A 22,608-nucleotide genomic window follows, 5' to 3' on the forward strand; every position below is an offset into this window, starting at 1 on the left:
CGTCGAAACCATTCCCGCCGCTGCTATGTGGTGACGATGGCCCGCCGGAGACGCAGATGAGCGCCCACAGCTACCGCTTTGGCATCGAGGAAGAGTATTTCCTCGCCGATGCCGAGACCCGCGGCACGCCCCGGGGCGACCTGGCCGGCTTCCATGCCCGGGTGCAGGCGGAGCTGCCCGAGACGGGGCGGGAACTCGTCGCCGCGCAGGTCGAGGTCTGCACGCCGCCGCTGGACGACGCGCAGGCGGCGCGAGAAAACCTCGGCGGCCAGCGGGCGCAGCTCGCCGGCATCGCGGCCGAGAACGGCTTGAGCCTGCTCGCCTGCGGCACCCATCCGCTCGCGCGCTGGTCCCGGCAGACCGCCACGGACGGCGCGCGCTACAAGGGCATCCTCTCGGATGTCGGCATCGCGGCGCGGCGGGCGCTGATCTGCGGCATGCACGTCCATGTCGAAGTGCCGGACCCGGACGCCCGCGTCGATCTGATGAACCGGCTGCTGCCGTTCCAGCCGCTGCTGCTGGCGCTCTCGGCCTCCTCGCCGTTCTGGCAGGGCGAAGCGACTGGGCTGATGGCCTACCGGCTCAGCGTGTTCGGCGAGCTGCCCCGCACCGGCCTGCCCGAGATCTTCTCGGATTCGGCCGCGCATGCCCGGTTCGTGGAGATCATGACCCGCTCCGGCGCCATCGCGGATGCGAGCTTCCTGTGGTGGTCGCTGCGGCCCTCCATCAAGTTCCCGACCCTGGAGCTGCGCATCGCCGACGCCTGCACCCGGCTCGATGATTCGTTCTGCATCGCCGCCCTGTATCGCTGCCTGGTACGCCTGTGCGTGCGCCGGCCGGAGCTGAATGCCGGCCTCGACGGCGTCTCGCGGGCCCTGGCCTCCGAGAACCTGTGGCGCACCCAGCACAGCGGCGTGCGCGCGACGCTGATCGACGAGGCGCAGGGTGAGGCGGTGCCGTTCGCCGAGGCGCTGGAGGCGGTCCTCGTCCTGGTGGCGGAGGATGCGGACGCGCTCGGCTGCACGGCGGACGTCGCCCGCGCCCGGGCGATCGTCGCGGACGGCACCAGCGCCGACGGGCAGGTTCGGGCCTTCGAGGCGGCTTTAGCTGCGGACAAGGACGAGCGCGCCGCGCTGTCGGCCGCCGTGGACTGGATCGCCGAGGCGTCGCGCTGACGGGTCGCCTCAGCCCTTGTCGAACGGGTTCTGCGAGGTCCGCAAGCTCAGCCGGATCGGCGTGCCCGGCAGCTCGAATGCCTCGCGCAGGCCGTTCACGAGGTAGCGAGTGTAGGATTTCGGCAGGGCGTTGAGCTGGTTGCCGAACAGCGCGAAATGCGGCGGCCGGCTCTTCACCTGGGTGGCGTAGCGGATCTTGATCCGCCGGCCCGACACCGCCGGGGGCGGGTTGCGCGAGGTCGCCTCGTTCAGCCAGTCGTTGATGCGCGAGGTCGAGATCCGCTTGTCCCAGACCTCCGAGGCCTGCACCACCGCCTGCATCAGCTTGTCGAGGCCGTCGCCGGCAAGCCCCGAGAGCGGCACCACCGCGACGCCGCGCACCTGCGGCAGCAGGCGGGTGCAATCCTCGCGCAGCTGCTTGAGCAGGCCCGGCTGGTCGGCCACGAGGTCCCACTTGTTCAGGCCGATCACCACGGCCCGGCCCTCGCTCTCGACCAGGTCGATGATGGTCAAGTCCTGCTTCTCGAACGGGATCGTGGCGTCGAGCAGCACGACCACCACCTCGGCGAAGCGCACGGCGCGCAACCCGTCCGAGACCGCGAGCTTTTCCAATTTGTCGTCGATCCGGGCGCGGCGGCGCATCCCGGCCGTGTCGTGCAGCTTGATTTTCCGCCCGCGCCATTCCCAGTCCAAGGAAATCGAATCGCGGGTGATGCCGGCTTCGGGGCCGACCAGCAGCCGGTCCTCGCCGAGCATGCGGTTGATCAGCGTGGACTTGCCGGCATTCGGGCGGCCCACGATGGCGACCTTCAGGGAGCGGCCGCCGGGGGCGTCCTCATCCTCGTCGTCCTCGTCGTGTTTGGGCAGGACTCCCTTGAGCGTCTCGTGCAGCTCGCCCAGGCCCTCGCCATGCTCGGCCGAGAACGGAATCGGGTCGCCGAGACCGAGGGTGAAGGCCTCGTAGGCCCCGGCCAGCCCGGTGCCGCCCTCGGCCTTGTTGGCGATCAGGATGACCGGGCAGCCGGCCCGACGCACCAGCTCGGCGAAGGGCTGGTCGGCCGGCAGCACGCCGGCGCGAGCGTCGATCACGAACAGCACCACGTCGGCGGCGAGGATCGCCGCCTCGGTCTGCATCCGCATCCGGCCGGTCAGGGTGGCGGCGTCCGATTCCTCAAGCCCGGCGGTGTCGATCACCCGGAAGTGGAGTCCGCCGAACGCGACATCGCCCTCGCGCCGGTCGCGGGTCACGCCCGGCCGGTCGTCCACGAGCGCGAGCTTCTTGCCCACGAGGCGGTTGAACAGGGTCGACTTGCCGACGTTCGGCCTCCCGACGATCGCGACGGTCGGCATATCCATGGTCTGTCTCGAAATGGTCGACGAAAAAAAATCAGCGCGTGATCGGCGGGGGCGGGGCGGCGACCTCGGGCTTGGCCTCGGTCACGGTGACCGGGCCGCCCGCTACGAGCGCCGCGTAGACCTCGATCCGCTCACGCAGATTCCGGGGTGTCTCGGGATCGGCCGAGAGCTGGTCGAACCAGCGGCCGGCTTCCTCGAAATCGCCCTTCTTCAGGGCTGCGAGACCGAGCATCTCACGGGCGGTGTGGCGGAACGGCGTGCCGGCCGCGAGCCCCTGGAGGTTGGCCAGGGCCGGGTCCGGGTTCGGGCTGTCGAGGCGCAGCAGCGCCGCGCGCAGCCGCGCGAGGTCGCGCAGGCCGTCGCCGAGGCCGCTGTCACCGGCCAGCGTATCGAAGTCCTTCGCGCCCGCCTCCGGGTCGCGCTTGGCGGTTTCCGCGGCCGAGCGGAACCGGGCGAGCAGGCGGTAGCCGGCCGGGCCCTGCTGCTCCAGCGCGTCGAAGACCGTGTCGGCTTCCGCGACCTTGCCGTCCCGGGCGAGGCGGTTGGCCTCGTCGAACTGCACCGAGGCGGTCTCGGCGGCCACGCGCTGCTGATTCTGCCAGTAGCGCCAGCCGGCCACGCCCACCACCAGGAGCACGGCGAGCGCGATGATCACGCCGCTGTAGCGCTTCCAGATCTGGAGGATCCGGTCGCGGCGATAATCCTCGTCGACCTCGCGGATGAACTCGTTGTTCTCGGCCATCATTTCCCGGCCCGCGCTTGTCCGCCGGCCACCTTGCACAACACTCGAACCCCGCACCTAACACACGGGCGCCGGGTTGGCGACAGCGGGTGTGGTCGGCGATGCCCTCAGGCCGTGCCGGGCCAGACCGAGACGCCGATCAGCGGGTAGTGCAGGTAGCGGGAGAACACGAACCACGCCGCCGTCCCGATCACCACGGCCAGGATGTCGTTGCGCCAGCCATGCGGGGCCGCGACGGCGCCGCCGTGCTGGGCGACGACCGCCCCCGGGGCGAGCGCCCGACGCTTGGCGCTGATCCGCGCCGCCACCGCCCAGGCCAGGAAGCCGCCGAACAGCAGGATCGAGCCGAGATCGCCGTTGGCGAGCAGGTGGGCGGTCGCCCAGATCTTCACCGCGAGCAGCATCGGGTGCTTGGCCTTCGCCCGGATGTGGCCGGGCAGGTAGGCGGCGGCGAGGCACACGAAGGCGAGCCAGACGAGCGTCAGGGCGAGGTGGCGCGTCCAGACCGGCGGATCCCAGACCGCGATGTAGCCACTGAGTCGGTAATCGTGAAAGCCGACCCCGATCAGCACCAGCCCGAGCAGCGACAGGGCGGTGTAGCCGAGCTTGTACCGGCCCTCGCCGACCCGTCCGACGATCGCGGCCCGCTGGGAGCGCACCATGGAGAAGGCATGCGTGCCGAGGAACAGCACGAGCCCGAGGATCAGGAGAAGCATGAAGGACTTTCGGGCGACAGCCGGTCGGCAAGTACTCTGTAACCGTTCTCAAGCGAATCTGGCGTGCTTTGTCCAGGCGTGGCCGGGACGCACCCGGATTTCGTCCATGGGCTCGGCGTACAGGATGGCTGGAGCGGGGGGCGGTGCGGCGCCGCGTCTTCCACTCCCCGCAGAGGCGGGAGGGAAGGGGTCGCGCGTCGGACGTGCGGCCGTGATGCTGGCGCTCACCCTCCTCACCCCCCGGCCGGCCCTGGCCGCCGCCGAGCCACCCCTGTCCGCCCTGACCCTGGTCGGGCCGCCCGCCGTGGTGTTCAAGGCCGGCCGCGATGCCTGCGACGGCGCCGACGTCCCGGACGCGCCGGCCCGGGCGTTCCGCGACGCCGCCGGGGCGGTGGCGGTGTTCGGGATGCATTACCGCAACCGCGCCCTGCGCGGGCCGGACCTCGACCACCTCAAACTCGACTGCACCGTCGTGCTCGATTCGGGCGAGAAGGCCGACCCGGCGGCCTATGACGACAGGTCCTGGATCACCGCCACCTGGACCGAGGACGGCAGCCGCGTCGCCGCGCTGCTGCACCACGAGTACCAGGCCAACGAGCATCCCGGCCGCTGCCCGGCGGGGTCCTACATGGCGTGCTGGTACAACACGATCACGGCCGGCGCCTCGACGGATGGCGGGCGCAGCGTCCTGCGGCGGAACCCGCCCGCCGTGGTCGCTGGCGCGCCGTTCCGGCAGGAGGTCGACCAGGGCCGGCACCGGGGCTTCTTCAACCCGTCGAACATCGTGGCGGACGGGCGCTGGCGCTACTTCCTGGCCTCGACCACGGGCTGGGACCGGCCCGGCAGCGACCAGGCGGCCGGCGTCTGCCTGTTCCGCAGCGACGATCCGGCCGATCCGACCCGGTGGCGCGCCTGGACCGGCGCCGGCTTCACCGCCGCCTTCCCGGACCCGTACCGCGCCTCCGTCACGCCGCCGGCCACCTGCCGGCCCGTTGGGCCGTTCCCGGGGCCGGTCGGCGCGGTGGTCCGGCACCGGGCCACGGGGGCCTGGATCGCGGTGTTCATGGCCAAGGCCGGCGGCACCTTCGCACGTTCCGGCTTCTACTGGACGACCTCGCGCGACCTGCTCGCCTGGGACGCGCCGCGCCTACTCCTCGAAGGCGCGACCCTGTACGACGATCCCTGCACGGCGACCGCGCCGCTGATCGCCTACCCGTCGCTCCTCGATCCGGGGTCGCGGGGGCGCAACTTCGACGATGTCGGCGACGGGGCGCTGCTGACCTACGCGACCCTGCGCGTCGCGGGCTGTACGATCACCTCCGACCGGGACCTGCTGCGCCGCCCGGTGGCGATCCGGGTCTGGCCGTGAGGGGCGCGGCCTCGTCGGGAAAGCCCCGGGCGATCGTGCGAGACGATGCTGCCACCTGAAGGCCAAGCGCGAATCGCGCCGGGCCCGGCCCGCTACCACGAGGATCTCATGGACGCCGAAACCCGGGAGCCGTCGACGATCCTGGAGGCTCCGGCGCTGCGCGCGCAGTTCGGCGCGGTCGGACCGCTGGCCGCCGGCAAGGTGCTCGACCACCTCGACGATCACGCACGCCGGTTCATCGCCCTCGCGCCGTTCCTGGTGCTGGCGAGCGCGGACGCGGCCGGCCAGGCCGACGCGAGCCCCCGGGGCGACGCGCCGGGTTTCGTGGCCGTTCCCGATGCCCGAACCCTGGTGATCCCGGATCGACGCGGCAACAACCGGATCGACAGCTTCCGCAACGTCATCGAGAACCCCGGCGTCGGGGTGATCTTCTTCGTGCCGGGCATCGACGAGACCCTTCGGGTGAACGGCACCGCCGCGGTGACGCAGGACCACGCCCTGCTCGAGCCGCTGGCCGCCCAAGGCACGGTGCCGACAATCGGGCTGATCGTGCGGGTGCGCGAGGCGTTCTTCCATTGCGGCAAGGCGCTGATGCGCGCGCAGCTCTGGGATCCGGTGCGCCACGTCGCCCGCGATACCTTTCCAAGCCTCGGGCGTATCCTGGCCGAGCAGACCGCGGCCTCGGGGGTCGCGGACGCCGAGGGGCAGATCGCGGACTCCTACCGCACGCGGCTCTACTGACGGGGGCGCCTCGTCTCGGGGGCGCCGCACGCGCTCCGGCCTTGCCGTGCTCCGGAGGGAGGGCGATACCTCAGTGCCTGCCGCCAGAGGATCCCGGATGCCCGAGGAGATGACGCACCGCCCGGCCGGAGCCGGAGCTGCCCGGTCCCGCGACCCGGCCGCGCCCGGGGCAGGGGCCGTTGGAGCGGGAGCCGTTGGAGCGGGAGCCGTTGGAGCCGGGGCAGTTGGAGCCTGGGCCGTTGGAGCCTTCGCGGTGGGGGCTTTGGCGTTCGGGGCTGTGGCGCTCGGCGCGTTCGCGATCGGCCGCCTGTCGGTCGGCCGTGCCCGGGTCGGGGCCCTGGAGGTGGGATCCTTGAAAGTGGAATCGTTGACGGTGCGATCCCTGGAGATCGATACGCTGACGGTTCGGACGCTGCGCCTCCCCGACGCGGAGCGCTGACGCATCATCCTCCGGGTGATCGCCCGCGCCCGAGGCTGGCCCGCGGGCTCCCGATCGCGTAGCGTTTAATCCGTCATATCGGACATGCCCGCGAGGTCAGGCCGCGATGAACGACAGGACCAAGCCCTTCCGACCTGGCGACGCCATCGACGTCCTCGGCGAGATGGAGGGCGATTTCGTCCTGCCGCTCTGCCTGCCGAAGCCCAGCCTGCTCGTGGGCGAGGACCTCGCCATGGTCGTCCTCGATACGATCCTCGGTCAGCGGGTCGGGCTTCCCCTCAGCCTGCAGGGCGCGGCCGACCTGCACGCGGTGCTGGGCGAGGCCCTGCGGCTGCTGCAGACTCCGGACGGCGGCTCGATCCAGTGATTGGAACGCCGCCGCCCGCGGTCACGCCTCGGGCTCGGCATCCGGCGCGGCGCCGTCCGAGCGCTCGCCCCGGGCCACCTCGCGCAGGGCCGAATCCGGCAATGGGCGCTGCAGCTTGAGCGCCTCGGCGGTGGGAGCCTCCAGCCAGGCCGCCCATTCCTCCGGCTCGGTGAGGACGACCGGCATCGCTTTCGGGTGGACCGGGCCGACGACCCCGTTCGCCTCCGTGGTCAGGAAGGAGAACAGGCGGTGCTCCTCGGGGACGCGGTCCGGGTTCTCCCGCTTGGTCCCGCGGACGCCGGTCCAGGACCGCCAGATCCCCGCGAAGGCGAACAGCGGACGGTCCTCGTCGCGGGCGAACCAGACCGGGATCTTGCGCGGCTTCGTGTCGGCGTACTCGCTGAAGGCGTTGGCCGGCACCAGGCAGCGATGGGCCGGGCCCAGCCAGGGCCGCCAGTGCGGGCTCGCGGCGTTGCGGACGTTGGTGACGGGGTGCTCGCCGAAGGCCTTGGGGCCGGGAATGCCCCAGCGCATCAGGGCGAGTTCCCGGCCCTCCGCGCCGTTCCAGACCACCGGGGCCATCTGGTCGGGGAAGATCGCGGGCAGCGGCGGCAGGTTGCCGGTGCGGTCGCTGGTGGTTTCGAAGGCGCGGCGCAACCCGGCGGGGCCGGTGCGCAGGCTGTAGAGGTTGCACATGAGGGCTGGCTGGGGCTCTGGGAGATCTCGGCCGGTTCGGACGGCGGTGAAATGATCGGCGCAGCTTCGTGACGGACCCTGTCGCCAGCTGGGTGTGAGCAAATACTGGAACCGGACCACGTGAGCGAAAACTGATATGGATCAGGATCGTTCGCTGAGCGATTGTTCGGCGGCACATTGCGCAGCCGGAACCGCGGGCCCATTCCGCAGGACGTACCATGCCGCAGCTGCCGGATCTGCCGCCAGATGCGCCCACGCAGACCAGGCGCGTGGTCGGACGGACACCCCTGTAGGCGGCACAGGCGGGTCTCTGGCGCTACGCGGGCTATCGCCGGCGGTATTCCCGTCGGGCCGCCCGCATCCTGGGCCTTCCCGCCGTGGGGCGTGCCGCAGGTCTGCCGCTCGCGCAGGCCGCCGCGTTCGGGCATCCGGAGGATCGCACGGCCTTCATCGAGCCGATCCAGGGGCTTCACCGGGCGGACGGCCCCGTGCACACGATGTTCCGGACGGCGCCGGTCGGCGGTGCGTGCCGGATCGTCCTGGTGCAAGGGCGGTTCGAGCGACGATGGCCGCCCGTCGGGCCCTGGAGACGGCGCCTCCGCTATCGACGACGCTGATTCTGGCCTTGGATTCACGCCTGATGGCGCGGGGCGGGAGGTCGCGACCAAGCTGTCGGGCCGCACGACCGCCTAGACTGCCGTCCCGAACGGCGGCTGCCGGCTTGCGGGGCAGGACGACCTTGAGCGGCTTGCCGCGTCGGTCGAGGATCGGATTGTAGGTCGCCTGCAGCCAGATCTCGCGACCGTCCTTGCCGATGCGCTTGAACTCGCCAGCCTGGAACTCGCCGCGCCTGAGCGCCGCCCAGAACGCGCGGTAGGCCTCGGTCTCCCGGAAGGCCGGGGCGACCAGCATCGCGTGGGACTGGCCGCGAACTTCGTCGAGCCGGTAGCCGACCGCGTCGAGGAAGTTCGTGTTGGCCGCCAGGATCGTGCCGTCGAGCGCGAACTCGATGACGGCCTGAGACCGGTCCAAGGCCTCTACTTTCGAGCGAAGATCCTTATCGAACAGTACGGCCCTTGCACGCATCGTCCCTGTTACGAGATCTCGACGGCTGTGATACGATTCGGAAAATTCCGAACAAGGAAATAGGTCGATCAGGTATGTAATAGTTCATGGACGGAGCGTTAATATCAGAGTTTAATCCTGAGACAATTGATTTCCTGCGCGCTTAGGGCTGATAAAATCAGTCTTGTTTCACAAGATGAAAACAATTTCAGTTTTGAATAGATCAGCAGCCGGGCTTAGACCATCGATGATTTTATAAGCGACGGCCCCGCGCGGCATGCCGAGGCGCGCAGGTTTATGCTGACGGGTCTGTTTCTGGTGTGTGGATCATGCCCCGGACGGACCGGCAATTCAGCGCGATCGGTCCTTTCTTGCTTTGGGTGATGCGCTTGCTGGCCGGCGCCGAAAGGCGTCGGGACCTCCGGCCGGTTGCGTCAGCCGGAGGTGTCAGACGCGTTGCCGGCTCAGCGCGGGGTCGCCGTCGGCTTGAAGCTCCACAACTCCGTCGGTAGCGCGATCGGGGCGCCCTCCTTGTAGAAGGCGGAATCCTGGATGTGCGAGGTCGTGACGTAGACCGTCCCGTCCGGTCCCTGACTGAACGTGTCCGGCCAGCGCAGGCGCGGATCCTGGATCAGCGTGGTCACCCCGGACGCCTTGGACGCGAGGTCGCGGACCTTGATGGAATCGTCCTGCGGCGACGTCACGTACATGCGGCTGCCGTCGCGATCGATCAGCAGACCGTCGGCCGGCCCGTTCTCCCCCGCGGTGACGACCTTGCCGGCGAGGGTCTTGTCGGCCAGCATCTCCGGCACCAGCGATGCCGTGACCCAGCCGGTCAGCGCGTCGGTCGGCAGGCTGTACAGGGTCTTGCCCTTGATCGCCTGCCAGTACAGCGTCTTGCCGTCCGGTGAGAGGGCGATGCCGTCGGCCGAGAACTCGACGCCGCGCCCGTCCGGCCGCCGCAGGGGCTTGCCGTCATACGTCACGGTCACGGCCGGATCGGGCATGGTCGCGGACACGCCCGCGAGCAGCCGCTTGGCCTTCCCGGAGTCGATGTCGACCACCACCAGGGCGCCCTCGGCACCGGAATCGGTGAGGTAGGCGGTCTTGCCGTCGGGCGAGATCCGCACGTCGTTCAGGTAGGAGTCCTGCGGGGCCGCCGTCTCGTCGAACGCGATCGTCTTGGCGACCGTGTTGGTCTTCAGGTCGATCGCCACGAGCTTCGGGCCATCCTTGACCACGGCCGCCATCGCGGGGGCGGCGGCATCGACGACCCAGAGCCGGCCCTGCCGGTCGGCGACCACGCTCTGCACGCATACGAAGTGGGTTTTCGGGTCGATCTCGCCCTTGCGGGCGTTGCGCCATGAATTCCACGCCTCATCGGGATACGGGACGGGCTTGCCGTCCTTGATCTCCGCCACCGAGACCGGCGAATCCTCGGTCCAGCGCGGGAAGTTCACGAAGATCCGGCCGTCCTGCGCCACCGTCACGCCGGTGACCTGATGCTGGAAGTGCGCGACCTGCGTCAGCGCGGTCGAGCCGGCCGGCGGCGGCGAGGTGGCGGCCACGGGCTCCTGCGCCAGGGCCGGCCCGGCGAGGGTGCAGAGAAGGAGGGGCAGAAGGGTGTGGGCGGCCGGCATCGTCATACGGGATCGGTCCTGAGAAGCATCGGCGGTCGAAGCCCCGGTCCCTGAAGACCGGGGCCGTCTCGATGGCGGGGAACGCGCCGGGCGTAGGGTCAGTTCGGGTGGAACACCACCTTCACGCAGCCGTCCTTCTTGTCGCGGAAGGTCTTGTACAGGTCCGGGCCGTCGGCGAGGTTCGTGGACCGGTGGGTGATCATCGACGTCATGTCGAACTTGCCCTCTTGGATCAGCTTGGTCAGCGTCTCCAGGTAGCGCTTCACGTGGGTCTGGCCGCTCTTGAGGGTCAGGCCCTTCTGCACGATCGAGCCCATATTGACCGGCACCGGCCCGCCATAGACGCCCGGTACCGAGACGATGCCGCAGGGGCGCACCGCCTTGATTGCCTCGGCCAGCGCGTAGGGCCGCTCCGTGGAGGTCAGCTTTTCCTGGAGGGTCGAGAGCACGCCGGTGAGGCCGCCATGGCCCGCGCTCGACTCCATGCCGACGCAGTCGATGACGCCGTCCGCGCCCTGACCCTTGCTGATCTCCTGGATCCGCTCGAACACGTCCTCGTTCATGAAGTCGATGATGTCGGTGGCGCCGGATTTCTTCGCGAGGGCGAGGCGCTCGGGCACCGTGTCGATGGCGATGATGCGCCCGGCCCCCATGATCTTGGCCGACTGGATCGCGAATAGGCCGACCGGCCCCGCGCCCCAGATCGCGATGGTCTCGCCGCCCTGGATCTCGCAATGCTCGGCGCCCTGCCAGCCGGTGGGCAGGATGTCGGTGAGGAACAGGACCGACTCGTCGTCCATGCCGTCCGGCACCTTCATGGGCGCCACGTCCGCCATGGGCACGCGCACGTACTCGGCCTGCCCGCCGGCATAACCGCCGGTGAGGTGCGAGTATCCGAACAGGCCCGCGGTCGGGTAGCCGAACTGCGCGGCCGCCATCTCGCCGTTGCGGTTCGAGCGTTCGCAGACCGACCAGTTGCCGAGCTTGCACTGGCGGCAGGCGCCGCAATTGATGTTGAACGGCACGACGATGCGGTCGCCCTTCCTAAACTTGGTGAAGCCCTGACCGACCTCGACGACCTCGCCCATGAACTCGTGGCCCAGCACGTCGCCGGACTTCATGGTCGGCATCTGGCCGTCCATCAGGTGGAGATCCGAGCCGCAGATCGCGCAGCTCGTCACCTTGATGATGACGTCGCGGGCATCCTCGATCACCGGGTCCGGCACCGTGTCGCAGCGGATATCGTTCTTGCCGTGCCAGCAGAGTGCCTTCATCGGGACGGTTCTCCAGATCGGGGAAGTACGGCCGCGCTGTGCGGCCTCGCCAGGGCAAGCGCCCGGCCGTACGGTCAAGTTCCGCTGCGGTGACGCGCAGGGCCGTGCCGCTAGCGAGCGACCGAGGCAGCCCCCCGGAATTCGGTTCCCGCGGCATCCCATGCCTTCGAAGCGCGACCGCGGCCGTTTCGGCCGATCCTGGTGCGACCGTGGAACCCCGGACGGGCCTCGACGGGTTATCGGCCATCCCTTCCGAGCCTGGGCGAGCCGTTCCGGCCATCGTCCTTGCGCGATGCCGTGTGCGAGGCCCCATGCCGAACAGCCCGATCCTTCAACCCGTCACCATCGGCGACCTGACGCTCAAGAACCGGGTGGTGATGGCACCGCTGACCCGCAGCCGCTCCAACAACGAGGGCGTGCCGCCGGATTTTGCCGCCGATTATTACGGGCAGCGCGCGAATGCCGGGCTGATCATCTCCGAGGCGACCAACATCTCACCGCAGGGCGTCGGCTACGCCTACACGCCGGGGATCTGGTCCGACGCGCAGGTCGAGAGCTGGTCGCGGATCGTGAGGACGATCCACGCCAATGACGGGCGGATCTTCCTGCAGCTTTGGCACACCGGCCGGATCTCCCATCCCGACCTGCAGCCGGGCGGCGCATTGCCGGTCTCGGCCTCCGCGATCAAGCCCGAGGGGACCGCGTTCACCCAGGACGGCATGAAGCCCCACGAGACGCCGCGGGCGCTGGAGACCGACGAGATCCCCGGGATCGTCGCCGATTACCGACGGGCCGCGGAGAACGCCAAGCGGGCCGGCTTCGACGGCGTCGAGATCCACTCGGCCAACAATTACCTGCTGGAGCAGTTCGTCCGCGATTCCACCAACAAGCGCACCGACCGGTACGGCGGGTCGATCGAGAACCGCCTGCGCTTTCCCCTGGAGGTGGTCCGGGCGGTCACCGAGGTCGGGGGCGGCGGCGCCCGCGTCGGCATCCGGCTCTCGCCCGCCACCACGCAGCCCGGCGAGACACCGCTCGATTCCGACCCGCACGCCACCTACGGCGCCTATGTCGACGCGCTGAACGGCTTCGGGCTGCTCTACGTCCACACGATCGAGGGCGTGACCCAGCAGACCCGCGATGTTCCGGACGGGATCGACTTCCTCGACCTCCGCCGCCGGTTCAAGGGCGCCTATATCGGCAACAACCAGCTGACCCTCGATCTCGCGGAGACCGAGCTGGCGGAAGGCCGGGCCGACCTTTTCAGCTTCGGCCGGCCCTACATCGCGAACCCGGACCTCGTCGAACGGCTCGCCAGCGGCGCACCGCTGGCGGAGGCGCCGAAGCCCTACTGGTACGGCGGTGGCGCCAACGGCTACTCCGACTGGCCCGGCATGAACGGTCCGGTCCCGGTGCGGCGCTGATCGCACGGGATCGACGGCTCCTCCGTCCCAGCAGGGACGGGGGCCGGAACCTGTGAATGTTTCACGGGAAACATTCCGGCGTTTCACGTTTCGTAACCCATCCGGAATCCGGCCGGGGCGACGGGCTCTCAGACGATCCCGTCGATCCCGATCCCGAGCTGCTCCGGCCCGCGCAGCGACGCGCCAGGCCGGTAGGGCGGCGGGTCGCGCAGCAGGCGGGGCGCCACGAGGCGGCGGCTCAACGCCACCAGGGCGATCTCGGCCTCGATCCGGGCGAGCGGCGCGCCGATGCAGTAGTGCAGGCCGCCGCCGAAGCCGAAATGTTGAATGTCCGCTCGGTCCGGATCGAACCGGTCGGGGTCGGAGAACCGTTCCGGGTCGCGGTTCCCCGCGGCGAACAGCAGGATCACCGGGGCCCCCTTCGGGATCGTCTCGCCGGCGATCGTGATCGAACCCAACGCCTTGCGGGTCCGAAAATGCACCGGCGGTTCGTAGCGCAGCACCTCCTCGATCACCTGCGGCGCCCGCTCCGGGTCGGCGCGCAGGCGCTCGAGTTCCCCCGGGTGGCGCAGCAGGGTGAGCATCGCGTTGGTGATGAGGTTCACGGTGGTCTCGTGGCCCGCGACCAGGAGCAGGACCGCGGTGGCGATCAGGTCGAAGTCGCTGAGCTGCTTCCGGCCATCCGGACCGGGCGCGGCCAGCCCGCTGAGCATGTCGTCGGCCGGGCGCCGGCGCTTCTCGCGGATGAGGGCGCGCATGTAGGCGGCGATCGCGTCGAAGGCCCCGACGATCTGACGGCGGGTTTCGGCGTCGTGGTGGGCATCCGGTTCCACCGCGGTGGCGAGCTGCGTCGCCCAGACCTGGAAGCGCGGCTCGTCCGCCTCGGGGACGCCGAGCAGTTCGCAGATCACCGTGACGGGCAACGGGTACGACAGGTCGCTTACCAGGCAGATCTCGGAGCGCCCCCGGCAGGCGTCGATGAGCTGATCGACCTCGCGGGCGATCCGGTCGCGCAGGCCGAGCACCCGGGTGATGGAGAACTCGCGCATGACCAGACTGCGCAGGCGGTCGTGGTCCGGCGGGTCGCGGAAGATCAGCGGCCGGTGGGTGGCGGTGATGCGGTTCTTGATCGGGTTGAGGATGAGGTCCTTGAGCGGGTTGCCGGTGCGCGGCCGGCGGGGTGGCGGCAGGTCCTCCGAGCTGAGGCGCGGATCGAAGATCAGCCCGCGGATCGCCGCGTGGCCGCTCACCACGTAGCTGCCGTCCGGCTGGCGCCAGACCGGGCGCTGCCGCAGCCGCGCATAGAGCGGGTAGGGATCGGCCCGGTTGGCCGGGTCCGTCACGGCCGCGAACAGGGCCTCGTCGGACATCGGGTCAGCCATGGGCGGCCTCCGAGGAAGGGCGCGCCGGCGGGAAGCCCGGCGCTGCGGTCTCGATCCGGGGCTGGTCCGTGGCGTCGAGGATCGGGGGGAAGGCGGCGCCCGCCTCGATCGCCTCGGCATAGGCGGGCAGCCACCGGGCCTGGTCGAACGAGACCGCCGCGATGCTGCGCCCGGCCCGGCCGTAGACCGCGAGGAAGCGCCGGGACGCGCGCGTTCCCTGCACCACCGCGACGGCGTCGGCGCCCTCGGTGAGACCCACGGCCTTGATGTTGATCCCGAACTGGCTGGACCAATAGGCCGGAAGATGCACGTAGGCGCGCTGATCGTCCGGGGCGGCCAGCATGTTGCGGGCGGCGTGGGCCGCCTGCTCGACGGCGTTGCCCCAATGCTCCACCGAGACCAGCCGGTCGCCGTAGAGCCGGATCGGCCAACGGGCTACGTCACCGGCCGCGTAGATGTCGGGGCAGGGCACTCCGTCCGTGTCCAGGACCCGGCAGGCCGCGTCGCAGGTGACGCCGCCGGGATCCGCCGTCAGGCCGGCGCCCCGGAGCCAGCCGGTGGCGCGGGTCGCGCCCAGAGCGGCGATCACGAGGTCGGCCTCCACGGTGCCGCCGTCCGCGAGGCGGGCCCGGGCGACCCGGCCGGCCGCGTCGCCCTCGAATCGCAGTACCTGGGCGCCGGGGCGGAACACCGCACCGGACTCGCGCAGGCGCGCGGCGATCACGCCGCCGACCCAGGTTCCGAGAGACCGGGCCAACGGGGCGGGGTTGGGATCGACCAGGGTCACCGGCAGGCCGAGGTCGCGCAGGCAGGAGGCCGCCTCGCAGCCGATCAGCCCGCCCCCGACGATGAGGACTCGGCGGGGCCCGGCCAGGAGGTCCGCCCGGAGGGACGCGGCGTCGTCACGGCCGCGCAGGGTGTGGATGCCGGCGAGCCCGCCGCCGGTCTCGACCGGCCAGGGACGGGAATCGGCCCCGGTGGCGATCAGCAATTTTTGATAAGCCAGCTCCGTACCGTCCGCGAGGCGGAGCGTGCGGGCCTTCCGATCGAGGGACACGGCCGCGTTCCCCAGCCGCCAGCGGGCGCGCAGGCGCGTGCGCTCCGGCAGCCGGGTCGCCTCCGGCCTCAGCTCTCCGGCGAGCACGTGCTTCGACAGGGGCGGACGATCGTAGGGCCGATACGGCTCGGCTCCCACCAGGGTCAGCGGCCCGTCATAGGAGCCGTGCCGCAGGGCCTCGGCGGCGCGCAGGCCCGCCAGCGAGGCGCCGATCACCACGATACCGGCGGGCTCGGCGGTCACGGCAGATCTCCGTCATCCGGCCCGGCTTGCAGGCTGATGGCGCGAACCGGGCAGGCCTGGACGGCGCGCTCGATCGCGCCACGCCGCTCGGCCGGCGGGGCCGGATCGTAGAACAGGATCTCGTGGCCCCGGATCGCGAAGGCGTCCGGGGCCGCGTAGCAGCATTGGGCGTAGCCCTGGCAACGGTTGAGGTCGACCACGACCCGCAGCGCCGCATGATCGGTCGCCGGCTTCACGCCGACCTCGCCATCGGGACGGCCGTGCCGCTGTTGTGTGCCGGGCCGGAGCGGACCAGCGCGTCGATGGCCCCCAGGATGCCGGCCATGGCGTCCCGTGCCGCGAAGGCCTCCTGCAGGGCCATGGCCCGCTGCCGGAAGCCGGGCTCGCCGAGCACCCGCGCCACGGCTTCCCTCAGGGCGTCGACCCCCGGCGCGTTGGTGCCGAGGTTGAGGCCGACCCCGGACCAGCCGATCCGGGCGTTCACCTCCGCCTTGTCCTCGGTCAGGCCGGCCGAGACGATCGGCACGCCGTTCGACAGCGCCTGCGAGACGCTGCCGTAGCCGCCATTCGTGACGAGCACGCTCACCCGCGGCAGCAACTCCCGGAACGGCAGGAACCGCGCGACCCGCGTGTTGGCCGGGATCGGCCCGCGCAGCGCCTCGACCGGGCGCCCGCCCGTGGTGGCGAGGACCAGAAGGTCGTCCCGGTCGGCGAGGGCGGCCAGGGTCGGCTCGACCAGCGCGCCGAAATCGGCGTTGGCGAGGGTGCCCTGGGTGACCAGCACCACGGGCTTGCCGTCGGCGTTGGCCCGTTCCAGCTCCGGCCACCAATCCGGCAGGGGCGCCGGCGGGGCCGGGGGCTGGAGCAGGCCGATGAAGCGGACGCCCGGCGGCAGCGTGCCGTAATCGTACTCGAAGCCCGGCACGGTCGGCTGGAGGAACAGGTCGGGCAGGACCACCACCGCGTGCGGCAGGGACGCCGGCAGCGGCGCCGCGCCCAGCCGCGCGAGCTGCGCGTCCGCGTAGGCCCGGACCGGGTTGGCGAAGGCGGCATCCATGCCCGCCTTCAGGGCGGCGTAGCGGGCGAGTTCGGACGGGTCGCGGGCGGGCGGCAGGCCCAGGCCGATCGGAGCGTGGTCGGGCCGCTCGAGGAACAGGAAACTGATGTTGGCGGTGACGATCGGCGGGCGCGGCGCCCTGTCGAGGAGCAGCGGCAGCACGCCGAGGAACATGCTGCCGGCCACGATCACGTCCGGCGCATCCTCGGCGATCTGGGCCCGCAGGGCGGCCGTCTGGACCGGCATGGGATCGATGAAGCGCCGCTGGAACTCGCTCCGGAACCGCTCCGGGCCAGGGGGCAGCGTCGTCTCCAGGAAGCCGGCGGAATCGTTGTCCGCGTAGGGCGCGAAGCCCAGGCCCGCCGCCTCGACCTTCGCCCGGAAGGCCGGGTCGGTCAGCACCCGCACGGTGTCGCCCCGGGCGGCGGCGGCGCGGCCGATGGCGAGCAGCGGGTTCACGTGGCCGGTGAGCGGCGTGGCGGCAATCAGGATCTTCATCACGGCCTCCTCGGGCGACGCCGGCCATGCCCGCGCGCCCTGTCGATCTCGGCGTCCCGCATGCGGACGCCGAAGGCGCGGCTCGGCCCGCTCCCTCTGTCAGGGAGAATCGTCGACGGACGGGCCGAGTTACCGGTACAGATCCGGGTTCGTGCGGCAACGCACAAATCCTGCCACCGTGAAATTTCGCGAAGACTGTCACTGCCTCCGAGCGGAGCTTGCGAAGGTCTTATTCACGCGATTGCCTGCGCCGGTTCAAGCCGCGCATCCGCCGACACTGCTCGCAGGCACGCCCTCGAAAGTAGTAGTGGCTATTGCGGGCTTAATAAGTAGATAGCCACCCTTGACCGCGCTCGTTTGCGCCAGTCATATCCTCAAATACTGATATAACAAAATATTGGTTAATACCCTAAGGTTCGTTATTCATTTCGATGGCGAGGCGACGGGGCTGATGCGAGCTGAGGGGAGCGGCAGATGAGGAAGAGCCTTTCACGTGTCGTCGCTGTGGTGGCCATGGCCATGGCGGCGCAGGCCTTGCCGGCGCGGGCGCAAACGATCGATCTCGCCCTCGGTGCGGGGTACCAATCTTTCGATTTCGGCGGTCAGGGCTCGGGGCTGCCGACGTTCTCCTTCAGCCTGGCCGGGCCGGGAACGTTCTCGATCGTGGATTCCTATCTCAGCGGTGATCAGTTCCGGATCAACGTGACAGCATCAACGGGCGTGACGATCTTCTCAGGGCTCACATCCACGCCCGCGCTCGGGAGTTACGCGGGCTCGGCTTTAGACGCGTTGCAGAATCCCGCCTTCAGCTCGGCGCAGATCCACCTGAGCGCCGGCACCTACACGGCGGGTGGGTTTGCCCAGGCGAGCCCCTACGGAGCCGGCGGGGCGTTTGCCGGCCTGTTCGAATCGAGCGCCGCTGCCGGTGCCGGTGGCGCTTCCGGTGGCGCGCCCTCGCCCGAGATCAACGCGATCCTGGGTCTCGCGCTCGCCGGCGGCACCGTGACCTTCCTGCGTCGCAGACGCCGCGAGCAGTCCGGGCCGGCCGCCGCCTGAGAGCGCCGGCGTGGCCGAGATCCTGGCCGGACGGGGGACGGCGATCGTGGGCGGCACGGCCCACGCGCGCCCGTCGAGCCCGCCGGTCCACGCCGCGCGCTGGAGCCTGCTGGTCTTCGGCTGCGGCACCTCCCTGTCGGCCGCCCTGCAGCGCCTGCTGCTCGAGCCCGATCCGGGCCTTCAGCGCCTCGTCGAACTCAAGTTCGGCGAGGTGTTCGCCGCGCTGGCGACGGCGGTCCTCCTGTTCACCGCCCGTGAGGTCCGCCCGGCGCTGACGCGGTCCGACCTCGCCATCCTGGTCGCCGGTGCGCTCACGTGGTTCCTGCCCGAGCCCCACGCGGTCTATGCCGGCATGACGCTCGTCGCGGCGTGGTTCCTCGTCCGGCGCTCGGAAGACCGTCTGCTCGCCGATATCGGTCAGATCTGGCTGGCGCTGTCGGTGTGCGAATTGTGGAGCAAGCTCGTCTTCAAGCTGTTCTACCACGCCATCGAGCCGTTCGAGGTGGCCGTGATGGCCTGGGTCGGGCGCCTCGCGTTTCCCGGCCTGCACGCCACCGGCGTCTATCTCACCACCCGCCCGGACTGGTCGATCGTGATGCTGGAGGGCTGCTCGGCGTTCCACAACCTGTCGCTGGCGTCCCTGATCTGGCTGTGCGTGCTCAAGATCGCCGGGCGACCGATCGGCCGCGGGGCGCTGGGAGCCCTGGCGTCGAGCGCAATCCTGGTCGTCGCGATCAACATCGCCCGGATCCTGGCGATGCTGCCGTCGGCCGAGGCCTATCATCACTGGCACGACGGGGCCGGCTCGGTGACCGTGGCGCTGGTCTCGGTGGCGGCCTCGCTGCTGCCGATCATCATCCATGTCGAGAGGTCGCCGTGCCCGGTCGCGCGTCCCGTTTGACCAGAGCCGACCGCGCGGGCCTGGGCGCCCTGTGCCTGCTGCTCGCCCTGTCGGTCTCGATGCGGGTCCAGGCCTACGGGACCGGCGCGCCCACCCCGGAACCGGCCGCCGCCGTCGCGGCGGTCGATCTCGGCGCGGGCGTGGTCCTGACCCGGGCCGAGGCCGTGCGCCGGGTGATCTGGACCGCCGCGTGCCCGCGCCCGGTGGTGGCCGACTTCGTCGAGCCCTCGCCCCATGGCACGGACACGTCCCTCGCCGCGCCGCGCGATCCGAACGACCGCGTCGTCTACGTCTACCGGGGCTGGGCTCTCGACGGCCCCCGGGCCGCGATGGCGCTGGGCGTCCTGCATGTCGTGCACCGGGCCGGCGCCGTCCTGCGGATGCGTTCGGCCTCGGCGCGGACCGCGCTGGCCGTGAAGCTGGTCGTGCCGGCGGGATGCGACACCGCGCCGGACGAGGCCATGGCCGCATTGCGGCGGGTGCGGGACTAGCGCATCGTACTGGATGTCGGGACCGGTGCGATGCACGAACTCCTTGGTTCGCATCATCTTTTTTTCTGGAAAGCCGGCCGCAACCCTTCCGGACGATGCCCTCGACCCGGGCTTCGGCGGAGACATGCGCCGCCCGGCATGTCCGCTCGCGCGGGCCTGTTCCGGGATCGCCTTCCCTGACGGTCCGGGTGTCCGGGAAAGGGTCGCGCATCATCCGCGAGGGGAACGCCCTAATCCGCGACGATTACTCGGTTCGGCAATTCGTCCGGATCGTGGGGGCCGGCCGGGAGGTGCTCCGCCAGGCAGGCGCCGATGCGCTCCACCGCCACGGTCAAGCCGCCCTCGATCTCGCCGCGCGCCAGCGCCCCGCCGAGTTCGGCCAGGATGCCGTCCCAGGCTTGCGCCGGGATGCGCCCGAGCACGCCGAGATCCGTGACGATCTCGGCGTGGCGCTCGGCCAGGGACAGGTAGAGCAGCACGCCGGTGCGGGACCGGGTCCGGCTCAGGCCCCGGGACCAGAACGCCCGCTGCCCGGCCTCGCGGGCCCGGGCGCTGCGCAGGCGGCGCGGCACCAGGGCGAGGCGCAGCCGCTCGATCTGGCTCAGGCCCAGGATCGCGGCGACCAGGGCCGCCTGCGCGAGCAGGATCGTGACCGCACTCCAGCCGGTCAGCGCGATCAGCGGCCAGGGCAGGATCAGCCCGGCGATCAGGGCGGCGAGCAGCACCACGGAGCGGTAGGCGCCAGCGCGCCGGCCGACCATCACGACGATCTCGCCGGACGTGCCGGCTTCGGCCCGGGACACCGCCTGGGCGAGGCGTGCGCGCGCCCCCGGGGGGAGAACGTCCGCGATCCTACCAGTCACCCGAGGCTCCCCCGCCGCCGGAGGAGCCGCCCCCGCCGGAAAATCCGCCGCCGAAGCCGCCGGACGAACCGCCGTCCGAGTAGCCGCCGCTCCATCCGCCCGAGCCCGGGCCGGGCAGGAACACGATGCCGCCGCCCCGCCCGGCCCGTCCGCCCCGGTTCATGCGCCAGGCCACGAACAGGACGATCAGGAACAGGGCGATGAAGATCGCGACCTGCCCGGGATCGACCTCGTCGCTGCGGACCTGCGGCTTGCGTTGCCACTCCTGCGCATCCCCCGACAGGATCCCCAGGATCCCGTCGACGCCGGCATCGATCCCGCCGTAATAGTCGCCGGTCTTGAAGCGCGGCGTGATCGCGCTGGCGATGATCACCCGGGACAGCGCGTCCGTCAGCGCGCCCTCGAGCCCGTACCCGACCTCGATCCGAACCTTGCGCTCGCTCGGCGCCACCAGCAGCAGGGCGCCGTTGTTGGTCTTGGCCTGCCCGAGCTTCCAGTCCCGGAACAGGCGGTTGGCGTAATCCTCGACGGTCGTGCCCTGCAGGTTGGGCACGGTCGCCACCACGACCTGGTCCGAGGTCTTGTCCTCGTGCGCCTTCAGCTTGGCCTCGAGCGTCCCGCGCTGGTCCGGCGTGAGGATGCCGGCCGCGTCGACCACGCGGCCGGTCAGCGGCGGGAAGGTCAGGTCGGCTGCCAGCGCGCCGACCGCGTAGACGGCCAGGCACCCGAACAGCACGACCAGCGCGAGGAGGAGCCGCACCACCGTGGTGAGGCTCAAGCCCATGAGCCGCATCGATCTATCCGCGCTGTCTCTAGAACTTCACGTTCGGCGGACGGTCGGAGTTGGGCGTGGCCGAGAACGTCTCCATCGGCTTGGACTCCGGATACATGATCGCGGCGATCCAGCGGCCCGGGATGGTGCGCAGCTCGGTGTTGTAGGCCTGGACCGCCCCAATATAGTCGCGCCGCGCCACGGCGATGCGGTTCTCGGTGCCTTCGAGCTGTGATTGCAGAGCCAGGAAGTTCTGGTTCGACTTCAGGTCGGGGTACTTTTCCACCGTAACCAGCAGGCGACCGAGGGCCCCGGACAGCTGGTTCTGCGCGTCCTGGAATTCCTTGAACTTCTGCGGGTCGCTCACCGTCGAGGCGTCGACCTTCACGCTCGACGCCTTGGCGCGGGCCTCGGTCACGCCGATCAGCACGTCCTTCTCCTGCTGGGCGTAGCCCTTTACGGTCTCGACGAGGTTGGGGATCAGGTCGGCCCGGCGCTGGTACTGATTCTGCACCTCGCTCCAGGACGACTTCGCCTGCTCCTCCAGGGTCGGCACGCGGTTGATCGCGCCGCAGCCCGAGAGGCCGGTGGCAACCAGCAGGACCGTGAGCGCGCTCAGCAGGCGCGCCGCTGCGGAGGAGGGGCGCAGGGCGCCGGCATTCAGCATCGAAACCATTCCGGGGAACTCCCTTCCGGGCGAGGCCCGGTACACCGATCACAGTTCCGAGAGATAAGGCCGCGCCTTGTCAAGGTAAGGGCCGCGCCGGATTCGCGCTTGAGGACAGGCGGTGCGACCCGGTAAGGGCCTCGGCAACGGCCGGGACCGGCACGCGTTCGAGACAGCATGGGCGAGACCGCACGGGGACCCGGGATGGATGCAGAACTCGCCGACCACGTCAGGGCCGCGGCGGCGGCGGCAAGGCGCCACGCGCTGGCCTTCCGGGCGCCTGTGGACAAGGACGCGCTGCCCTGGTCGGTGATCGAGGCCTTCGACGCCCGGGTCCGCGGCCATGTCGAGCGCGACCGGCGGATCGAGGAGGAGCGCGACCGGGTGTTGATTGCCGCCGTGAACCTCGCCGAGACCCCGGGCGAGGAGGGGGAGGACGCGGTCGCGGCCGCCCGCGCCGATCTCGTGGACGCCATCGACTACCTGGAGCAGGCGGTTCTGCGCTTCGGCGTGGTCAACCGGCAGGGCGCGAAGCTCGGTCACGGCGTGTACGGCCAGCCGGTCGGCGCGCGGGACTGGCGCGGCCCCCCGGGGGCCGCCAAGACGAGGCCGTAGGC

23 protein-coding genes and 1 pseudogene are annotated in these 22,608 nt (G+C 70.8%); 10 read left to right on the top strand and 14 right to left on the bottom strand.

Going from position 1 to position 22,608, the window contains the following annotated elements:
* Positions 1-56 precede the first annotated feature (56 nt).
* Positions 57-1,175: a carboxylate-amine ligase gene (locus FV242_RS15220; RefSeq protein WP_147939501.1), complete on the top strand. Its 1,119-nt coding sequence runs from the start codon at positions 57-59 to the stop codon at positions 1,173-1,175.
* A 9-nt stretch (positions 1,176-1,184) separates the two neighbouring features.
* Here FV242_RS15220 and der read toward each other — a convergent pair whose 3' ends face one another.
* From der to FV242_RS15235, 3 genes are all read right to left on the bottom strand, one after another.
* Positions 1,185-2,531, bottom strand: a complete 1,347-nt coding sequence (gene der, locus FV242_RS15225; protein ID WP_147939502.1) for a ribosome biogenesis GTPase Der — start codon at positions 2,529-2,531, stop codon at positions 1,185-1,187.
* 31 nt (positions 2,532-2,562) lie between these two features.
* Complete coding sequence (locus FV242_RS15230) at positions 2,563-3,273, bottom strand: tetratricopeptide repeat protein (RefSeq protein ID WP_147909595.1); 711 nt, start codon at positions 3,271-3,273, stop codon at positions 2,563-2,565.
* 107 nt (positions 3,274-3,380) lie between these two features.
* Positions 3,381-3,989 carry an NnrU family protein gene (locus tag FV242_RS15235; protein ID WP_147939503.1) on the bottom strand — a complete coding sequence of 203 codons (609 nt, stop codon included), beginning with the start codon at positions 3,987-3,989 and terminating at the stop codon, positions 3,381-3,383.
* 214 nt (positions 3,990-4,203) lie between these two features.
* On the opposite strand from FV242_RS15235, the gene FV242_RS15240 reads away from it, so the two are divergent.
* The 4 genes from FV242_RS15240 to FV242_RS15255 all read left to right on the top strand — a co-directional run bounded on the left by FV242_RS15240 (position 4,204) and on the right by FV242_RS15255 (position 6,905).
* Complete coding sequence (locus FV242_RS15240) at positions 4,204-5,358, top strand: hypothetical protein (RefSeq protein WP_147939504.1); 1,155 nt, start codon at positions 4,204-4,206, stop codon at positions 5,356-5,358.
* Positions 5,359-5,466: 108 nt separating this feature from the next.
* Positions 5,467-6,099, top strand: coding sequence for a pyridoxamine 5'-phosphate oxidase family protein (locus FV242_RS15245; RefSeq protein WP_147939505.1), 633 nt, complete (start codon positions 5,467-5,469; stop codon positions 6,097-6,099).
* 253 nt (positions 6,100-6,352) lie between these two features.
* Positions 6,353-6,538 carry a hypothetical protein gene (locus FV242_RS35490; protein ID WP_147909658.1) on the top strand — a complete coding sequence of 62 codons (186 nt, stop codon included), beginning with the start codon at positions 6,353-6,355 and terminating at the stop codon, positions 6,536-6,538.
* Positions 6,539-6,644: 106 nt separating this feature from the next.
* Positions 6,645-6,905 (top strand): hypothetical protein, encoded by a 261-nt coding sequence (locus FV242_RS15255; protein WP_147939507.1) that lies wholly within the window; start codon positions 6,645-6,647, stop codon positions 6,903-6,905.
* A 21-nt stretch (positions 6,906-6,926) separates the two neighbouring features.
* Here FV242_RS15255 and FV242_RS15260 read toward each other — a convergent pair whose 3' ends face one another.
* From FV242_RS15260 to FV242_RS15275, 4 genes and pseudogenes are all read right to left on the bottom strand, one after another.
* Positions 6,927-7,601, bottom strand: coding sequence for an SOS response-associated peptidase (locus FV242_RS15260; RefSeq protein ID WP_147909660.1), 675 nt, complete (start codon positions 7,599-7,601; stop codon positions 6,927-6,929).
* Positions 7,602-8,333: 732 nt separating this feature from the next.
* Positions 8,334-8,687, bottom strand: a pseudogene (locus FV242_RS35495) (PAS domain-containing protein); the annotation flags it as partial.
* Between the two features lie 443 nt (positions 8,688-9,130).
* Entirely contained in the window at positions 9,131-10,312 is a 1,182-nt protein-coding gene (locus FV242_RS15270) for an SMP-30/gluconolactonase/LRE family protein (RefSeq protein ID WP_147939509.1), read from the bottom strand.
* Between the two features lie 92 nt (positions 10,313-10,404).
* The gene (locus FV242_RS15275) at positions 10,405-11,580 is read right to left on the bottom strand and encodes a zinc-dependent alcohol dehydrogenase (protein ID WP_147939510.1); all 1,176 of its coding nucleotides are present in this window, start codon (positions 11,578-11,580) and stop codon (positions 10,405-10,407) included.
* Between the two features lie 311 nt (positions 11,581-11,891).
* On the opposite strand from FV242_RS15275, the gene FV242_RS15280 reads away from it, so the two are divergent.
* Entirely contained in the window at positions 11,892-13,004 is a 1,113-nt protein-coding gene (locus tag FV242_RS15280) for an alkene reductase (RefSeq protein WP_147939511.1), read from the top strand.
* 128 nt (positions 13,005-13,132) lie between these two features.
* On the opposite strand, the gene FV242_RS15285 is transcribed toward FV242_RS15280, so the two are convergent.
* The 4 genes from FV242_RS15285 to FV242_RS15300 are packed head-to-tail and all read right to left on the bottom strand — an operon-like array spanning position 13,133 to position 17,241.
* Positions 13,133-14,374 (bottom strand): cytochrome P450, encoded by a 1,242-nt coding sequence (locus FV242_RS15285; RefSeq protein WP_147939522.1) that lies wholly within the window; start codon positions 14,372-14,374, stop codon positions 13,133-13,135.
* Between the two features lie 4 nt (positions 14,375-14,378).
* A complete protein-coding gene (locus FV242_RS15290) occupies positions 14,379-15,686 on the bottom strand; it encodes an NAD(P)/FAD-dependent oxidoreductase (RefSeq protein ID WP_147939512.1) in 1,308 nt (435 codons plus the stop codon).
* Positions 15,683-15,895, bottom strand: a complete 213-nt coding sequence (locus tag FV242_RS15295) for a ferredoxin (protein ID WP_147857393.1) — start codon at positions 15,893-15,895, stop codon at positions 15,683-15,685. The genes FV242_RS15290 and FV242_RS15295 overlap by 4 nt, the downstream gene beginning before the upstream one ends.
* A 23-nt stretch (positions 15,896-15,918) precedes the next feature.
* The gene (locus FV242_RS15300) at positions 15,919-17,241 is read right to left on the bottom strand and encodes a nucleotide disphospho-sugar-binding domain-containing protein (RefSeq protein WP_147939513.1); all 1,323 of its coding nucleotides are present in this window, start codon (positions 17,239-17,241) and stop codon (positions 15,919-15,921) included.
* A 519-nt stretch (positions 17,242-17,760) separates the two neighbouring features.
* On the opposite strand from FV242_RS15300, the gene FV242_RS15305 reads away from it, so the two are divergent.
* The 3 genes from FV242_RS15305 to FV242_RS15315 are packed head-to-tail and all read left to right on the top strand — an operon-like array spanning position 17,761 to position 19,689.
* Complete coding sequence (locus FV242_RS15305; protein WP_147939514.1) at positions 17,761-18,297, top strand: hypothetical protein; 537 nt, start codon at positions 17,761-17,763, stop codon at positions 18,295-18,297.
* 10 nt (positions 18,298-18,307) lie between these two features.
* Positions 18,308-19,198: a hypothetical protein gene (locus FV242_RS15310; RefSeq protein WP_147939515.1), complete on the top strand. Its 891-nt coding sequence runs from the start codon at positions 18,308-18,310 to the stop codon at positions 19,196-19,198.
* Entirely contained in the window at positions 19,195-19,689 is a 495-nt protein-coding gene (locus FV242_RS15315) for a hypothetical protein (RefSeq protein ID WP_147939516.1), read from the top strand. The genes FV242_RS15310 and FV242_RS15315 overlap by 4 nt, the downstream gene beginning before the upstream one ends.
* A gap of 230 nt (positions 19,690-19,919) precedes the next feature.
* Here the strand turns inward: FV242_RS15315 and FV242_RS15320 are convergent, their stop codons facing one another.
* From FV242_RS15320 to FV242_RS15330, 3 genes are read right to left on the bottom strand one after another with little or no spacing between them, the layout of a single operon-like run.
* Positions 19,920-20,552: a TPM domain-containing protein gene (locus tag FV242_RS15320; RefSeq protein ID WP_147909669.1), complete on the bottom strand. Its 633-nt coding sequence runs from the start codon at positions 20,550-20,552 to the stop codon at positions 19,920-19,922.
* Positions 20,542-21,345 carry a YgcG family protein gene (locus tag FV242_RS15325; RefSeq protein ID WP_147853988.1) on the bottom strand — a complete coding sequence of 268 codons (804 nt, stop codon included), beginning with the start codon at positions 21,343-21,345 and terminating at the stop codon, positions 20,542-20,544. The genes FV242_RS15320 and FV242_RS15325 overlap by 11 nt, the downstream gene beginning before the upstream one ends.
* Before the next feature lie 19 nt (positions 21,346-21,364).
* Positions 21,365-22,000, bottom strand: a complete 636-nt coding sequence (locus tag FV242_RS15330) for a LemA family protein (RefSeq protein WP_147853989.1) — start codon at positions 21,998-22,000, stop codon at positions 21,365-21,367.
* A 195-nt stretch (positions 22,001-22,195) separates the two neighbouring features.
* Here FV242_RS15330 and FV242_RS15335 point away from each other — a divergent pair, with 195 nt between their 5' ends.
* The gene (locus FV242_RS15335; protein ID WP_147939523.1) at positions 22,196-22,606 is read left to right on the top strand and encodes a hypothetical protein; all 411 of its coding nucleotides are present in this window, start codon (positions 22,196-22,198) and stop codon (positions 22,604-22,606) included.
* Positions 22,607-22,608 lie beyond the last annotated feature (2 nt).

It is taken from the genome of Methylobacterium sp. WL64 (assembly GCF_008039945.1).
In the GTDB taxonomy this organism is placed as follows: Bacteria; Pseudomonadota; Alphaproteobacteria; order Rhizobiales; family Beijerinckiaceae; genus Methylobacterium.

What these genes read in the sequence shown, in the direction of transcription:
- FV242_RS15220 (WP_147939501.1), top strand. Translation starts at nt 57, where the DNA reads ATGAGCGCCCACAGCTACCGCTTTGGCATCGAGGAAGAGTATTTCCTC.
- der (WP_147939502.1), bottom strand. Translation starts at nt 2,531, where the DNA reads ATGGATATGCCGACCGTCGCGATCGTCGGGAGGCCGAACGTCGGCAAG.
- FV242_RS15230 (WP_147909595.1), bottom strand. Translation starts at nt 3,273, where the DNA reads ATGGCCGAGAACAACGAGTTCATCCGCGAGGTCGACGAGGATTATCGC.
- FV242_RS15235 (WP_147939503.1), bottom strand. Translation starts at nt 3,989, where the DNA reads ATGCTTCTCCTGATCCTCGGGCTCGTGCTGTTCCTCGGCACGCATGCC.
- FV242_RS15240 (WP_147939504.1), top strand. Translation starts at nt 4,204, where the DNA reads ATGCTGGCGCTCACCCTCCTCACCCCCCGGCCGGCCCTGGCCGCCGCC.
- FV242_RS15245 (WP_147939505.1), top strand. Translation starts at nt 5,467, where the DNA reads ATGGACGCCGAAACCCGGGAGCCGTCGACGATCCTGGAGGCTCCGGCG.
- FV242_RS15255 (WP_147939507.1), top strand. Translation starts at nt 6,645, where the DNA reads ATGAACGACAGGACCAAGCCCTTCCGACCTGGCGACGCCATCGACGTC.
- FV242_RS15260 (WP_147909660.1), bottom strand. Translation starts at nt 7,601, where the DNA reads ATGTGCAACCTCTACAGCCTGCGCACCGGCCCCGCCGGGTTGCGCCGC.
- FV242_RS15270 (WP_147939509.1), bottom strand. Translation starts at nt 10,312, where the DNA reads ATGACGATGCCGGCCGCCCACACCCTTCTGCCCCTCCTTCTCTGCACC.
- FV242_RS15275 (WP_147939510.1), bottom strand. Translation starts at nt 11,580, where the DNA reads ATGAAGGCACTCTGCTGGCACGGCAAGAACGATATCCGCTGCGACACG.
- FV242_RS15280 (WP_147939511.1), top strand. Translation starts at nt 11,892, where the DNA reads ATGCCGAACAGCCCGATCCTTCAACCCGTCACCATCGGCGACCTGACG.
- FV242_RS15285 (WP_147939522.1), bottom strand. Translation starts at nt 14,374, where the DNA reads ATGTCCGACGAGGCCCTGTTCGCGGCCGTGACGGACCCGGCCAACCGG.
- FV242_RS15300 (WP_147939513.1), bottom strand. Translation starts at nt 17,241, where the DNA reads ATGAAGATCCTGATTGCCGCCACGCCGCTCACCGGCCACGTGAACCCG.
- FV242_RS15305 (WP_147939514.1), top strand. Translation starts at nt 17,761, where the DNA reads ATGGCGGCGCAGGCCTTGCCGGCGCGGGCGCAAACGATCGATCTCGCC.
- FV242_RS15325 (WP_147853988.1), bottom strand. Translation starts at nt 21,345, where the DNA reads ATGCGGCTCATGGGCTTGAGCCTCACCACGGTGGTGCGGCTCCTCCTC.
- FV242_RS15330 (WP_147853989.1), bottom strand. Translation starts at nt 22,000, where the DNA reads ATGGTTTCGATGCTGAATGCCGGCGCCCTGCGCCCCTCCTCCGCAGCG.
- FV242_RS15335 (WP_147939523.1), top strand. Translation starts at nt 22,196, where the DNA reads ATGGATGCAGAACTCGCCGACCACGTCAGGGCCGCGGCGGCGGCGGCA.